Genomic DNA, 3,178 nt, shown 5'->3' with positions numbered 1-3,178 from the left:
ACCGCTTCGGACTTTCCGTAGCGGTAGATGTCGGCGTGGTCGAAGGTGGTGATCCCGATCTCCAGGGCAGCAGTGACTGCCGCCTCCGCCGCCTTGATCTCCGCGGCACCGTAGGGTTCCGGTTCCCAGGTGCCACCCAGGCCCATACACCCGTACAGCGGTCGGCTCGCCCTCTCATTCGTCACGCCCTGACCTTACGACGTGCCGCAGGCGAACCAAAGCTGCGCCTGCTTCGGTCGTTGCCTGCCGGAGGAGCAGCAGCGTATCCATCGATGCACGCCCTCCCCCACGGTCAACTCCACTGCGGGTCGACCGGGGGTGGTTACAGCACGCAACGGGCCGCGGGGGCAGGTCGACCGGCAGCCAGGGTGCCGAAAAGCGATTTCGCGCCGCGATTGAACGGTCGAGCCGATGAGCCGGCCCGACACGTCGGTACTCGCGGTCGGATCAACGGCTGGCCGGCTTGCAGGACCGGCTCGCCAAGTGCATGGCGCAGGCACGGGCGGTACCGAGGTGGTCCACCTTGTCCGGCTGGTCGATGCGTACGGGAGGTCACCTTGCCGCGACCACCCCAGGAAACAAAAACATCCTAATGCGTAAATATATGTACTTTAGGGATATTCCCGGGGGTCAGCCTGGCGAGACTGCGCTGTGCTTGGAGAGCAGGCGCCGACATGCCGGAGGAACCTTGCGTGGGTCGAAGAGCATCCAGATGCAGGATCAGACCGGCGAGGCGACTGCATGGTGGTTCACTTGAGAAGCAGGGAGACATCAGATGGAACAGTCCACTGCCAGCACGCTCCGACCGAGCAATCCCGTGACGGGAAACGGTTGGCAGGCACTTTCGGCATGCCTCGCAAAAGGAGTAGACCCCGACATCTTCTATCTCCCCAGCCATGCTTCTCGAGGTCCGGAAACATGGGCGGAGAAGGCCAAGAAAGTTTGCAGCAACTGTCTCGTCCGCGAGCCGTGCCTTGTAACGGCGATCAGACAGAAGGAGGACTGGGGCGTATGGGGTGGTCTGACCCCTCGCGAGCGCGCCCGTCACAGCGGACACCCTCCCCGCACGATCGAGCCAGAATTCGGGCGAAACCACATCGAGAGCTGAGAGGTCGTTTAACGTCCGGGCCGCCCCAGGGTGGATCAATCGATCCAGATCAGCATCGCGTGACCGGTGGGTACGGCACCATGGAAGAACTCAGTCAGGGGAGTGAACAGGTCGCGGGCCCACCCCAGTGAGGCAGGTGAGTCCCAAATTTGGGGGTAGATCTCGGCCTTGGTGAGTCCGGAGGGATCGACACCTTGGATGAGCTGGTCATACGTGGTCTGGTTCAAAGTGTCAGCGGCCAGCCGTACTCGGTCTGGGGTCAGGTATTGCGGCGGTCCGTCCCCAGTCACCGGTGGTGAGGGGCTCCTCGCCCTGGACGATGTCGACAGGGAAAGCTGAGCGTTGCAGGAGGAACCCGAGCAGCTGCCATTTCTAGTGCGTGGTGAAGTGCCACGCTTCGGCCGACGCGGGCTCGCTCTCCTCCTGTGCTTCCTGAATCTCCTCGGCAAGACCCAATGCCCATTCGGGATCCTTCGGGGCTCGATCCAGTTCGGCAGGCGTGACACGTAAGTACTGCCCGTTCATGCTCATGGGTGGCAGCATACGGAGCGTGTCCGACAGGGGGCCGGACTGAGGTGGTGGTAATTCTGTGCGTCGGAACTTGGTGCCCTTCTTGTGGTGGGCTGGTCGGGCGTATGCCTCGCCGATAGCAAGGACTCGCCCGGCATCGTGACGAAGTGCCGAACGCCGGTTCTTCGAGCCGGGCGGCCGGCCCGGTCCCGGGCGGGAAGGTTTTGTGCACCGCCTGGAGCTCCAGTCTTCGCACGCAGGTTTCTGAACCCCATACGGACCCGGGCTGGCGTGAGCTTGTCCGGCTCGGCCGACGACGCCCAGTTCGGCGGGGCGCAGTTCTTGGTGGCTTCACAGTGGGGGCCGATGGTTTTGTCGGGGGCGGTGTTCGGGGCACCTGTGACGCTGGAAGTCGCGGCAAGGCGGGTGTGGTGTAAGCGGACCCGTCGGCAATCGGCCCGCGATCATCCGAATTCGTCATGTTTCTGTGGATCTTGGGCATGCGATGCTGGAGACCCCTCTCGCCGTCACCGCTCACCCCGCCCCGTTCACCACTGCCGGTGGCGCGATCCTGGACGAGGGCACGCTGTCGGGGAACGGGGCGGGGTGAGCGGTGACGGTGCAGGGTGTGGACGCCGCGCATCTGGTGCTGACCGACACCGCCCTGTCGGACTGCCTGTTCTCCGGGGCCTTCCTTCCACCTCGACCAGCTCTGGCTGGAGGGCCGCACCACCCTCGCTTCCGCCCCCACCAGCTGGCATCGCAAGGGCATAGCCCCGGTCCGCTGGACCGTCGGCGCACGCTGGCCGAGGAGCAGCACTGGCGGGCCCAGACCGCCGGACAGCCGCCGCCACCGCGGGTACCCCGCCCGAGCCTCGCCGGTGGTGTACCGGCCCGCACCCCCCTGACCCCGCCCGCACCCCCGACCCCGACGACGTTGCCGTCCTGTACCGGCAGGTCCGCAAGGCGTTCGAAGACGGCAAGAGCGCACCCGACGCCGCCGACTTCTACTATGGCGAGTGCGGGATGCGCCGCCACAACCGCGTCGGCACCCCGAAAGCCGAACGCCGCCTGCTATGGGCCTGCTGGCTGTTCTCCGGCTACGGCCTTCGCGCTGGCCGCGCCCTGGGCTGGCTCGCCGCCGCCATGCTCGCCACCATCGTGCTGCTGATGGGCTTCGGCCTGCTGATGTCGTCTCCGAAGCAGGAAGCCACCGGCACTGTCCCGGCGGGCGGCGGGACAGTCATCTTCGTCGTCGACAAGCAGGATCCGAAGAACCCCACTGGAGACAGGTTCACCAGCAAACGCTTCGACAAGGCCCTGAACGTCACGCTCAGCTCCGTGATCTTCCGCTCCAGGGGCCAGGACCTCACCGCCACCGGCGCCTACACCGAGATGCCCTCCTGCCTCCTCGAACCCGCCTTCCTCGCTATCCGAGGACGCATCAAAAGCTGAACACCCGACCCTAGGGGTCGTCTTCAAAGGTGATTAAGTGGTGAGGGATCATGCTTGTCGTGGTGCGTCGTCATGAGCTTTCGGATGCCGAGTGGGCTGTGTTGT

5 protein-coding genes and 1 pseudogene are annotated in these 3,178 nt (G+C 65.2%); 2 read left to right on the top strand and 4 right to left on the bottom strand.

The window, feature by feature from the left end; all coding sequences use genetic code 11:
* A partial coding sequence (locus ACZ66Z_RS36640) for an aldo/keto reductase (protein WP_469940306.1) occupies positions 1–185 on the bottom strand: 185 nt, incomplete at its 3' end.
* Positions 186–775: 590 nt separating this feature from the next.
* Between ACZ66Z_RS36640 and ACZ66Z_RS36635 the strand changes: the two genes are divergently transcribed.
* Complete coding sequence (locus ACZ66Z_RS36635; protein WP_469940304.1) at positions 776–1,108, top strand: WhiB family transcriptional regulator; 333 nt, start codon at positions 776–778, stop codon at positions 1,106–1,108.
* 35 nt (positions 1,109–1,143) lie between these two features.
* Here the strand turns inward: ACZ66Z_RS36635 and ACZ66Z_RS36630 are convergent, their stop codons facing one another.
* The 3 genes and pseudogenes from ACZ66Z_RS36630 to ACZ66Z_RS36620 all read right to left on the bottom strand — a co-directional run.
* Positions 1,144–1,398, bottom strand: a complete 255-nt coding sequence (locus ACZ66Z_RS36630) for a DUF1877 family protein (RefSeq protein WP_469940302.1) — start codon at positions 1,396–1,398, stop codon at positions 1,144–1,146.
* Positions 1,399–1,480: 82 nt separating this feature from the next.
* On the bottom strand, positions 1,481–1,639 hold the full coding sequence (locus ACZ66Z_RS36625) for a DUF1877 family protein (RefSeq protein ID WP_469940301.1): 159 nt from the start codon (positions 1,637–1,639) through the stop codon (positions 1,481–1,483).
* Positions 1,640–1,696: 57 nt separating this feature from the next.
* Positions 1,697–1,941 (bottom strand): annotated as a pseudogene (locus tag ACZ66Z_RS36620) (NF041680 family putative transposase); the annotation flags it as partial.
* 703 nt (positions 1,942–2,644) lie between these two features.
* Between ACZ66Z_RS36620 and ACZ66Z_RS36615 the strand changes: the two are divergent.
* Positions 2,645–3,073 (top strand): hypothetical protein, encoded by a 429-nt coding sequence (locus tag ACZ66Z_RS36615; RefSeq protein ID WP_469940300.1) that lies wholly within the window; start codon positions 2,645–2,647, stop codon positions 3,071–3,073.
* Positions 3,074–3,178 lie beyond the last annotated feature (105 nt).

The sequence above is a fragment of the Streptomyces sp. NPDC107498 genome (genome assembly GCF_055582805.1).
This window is presented reverse-complemented; position numbering and strand designations above follow the sequence as displayed.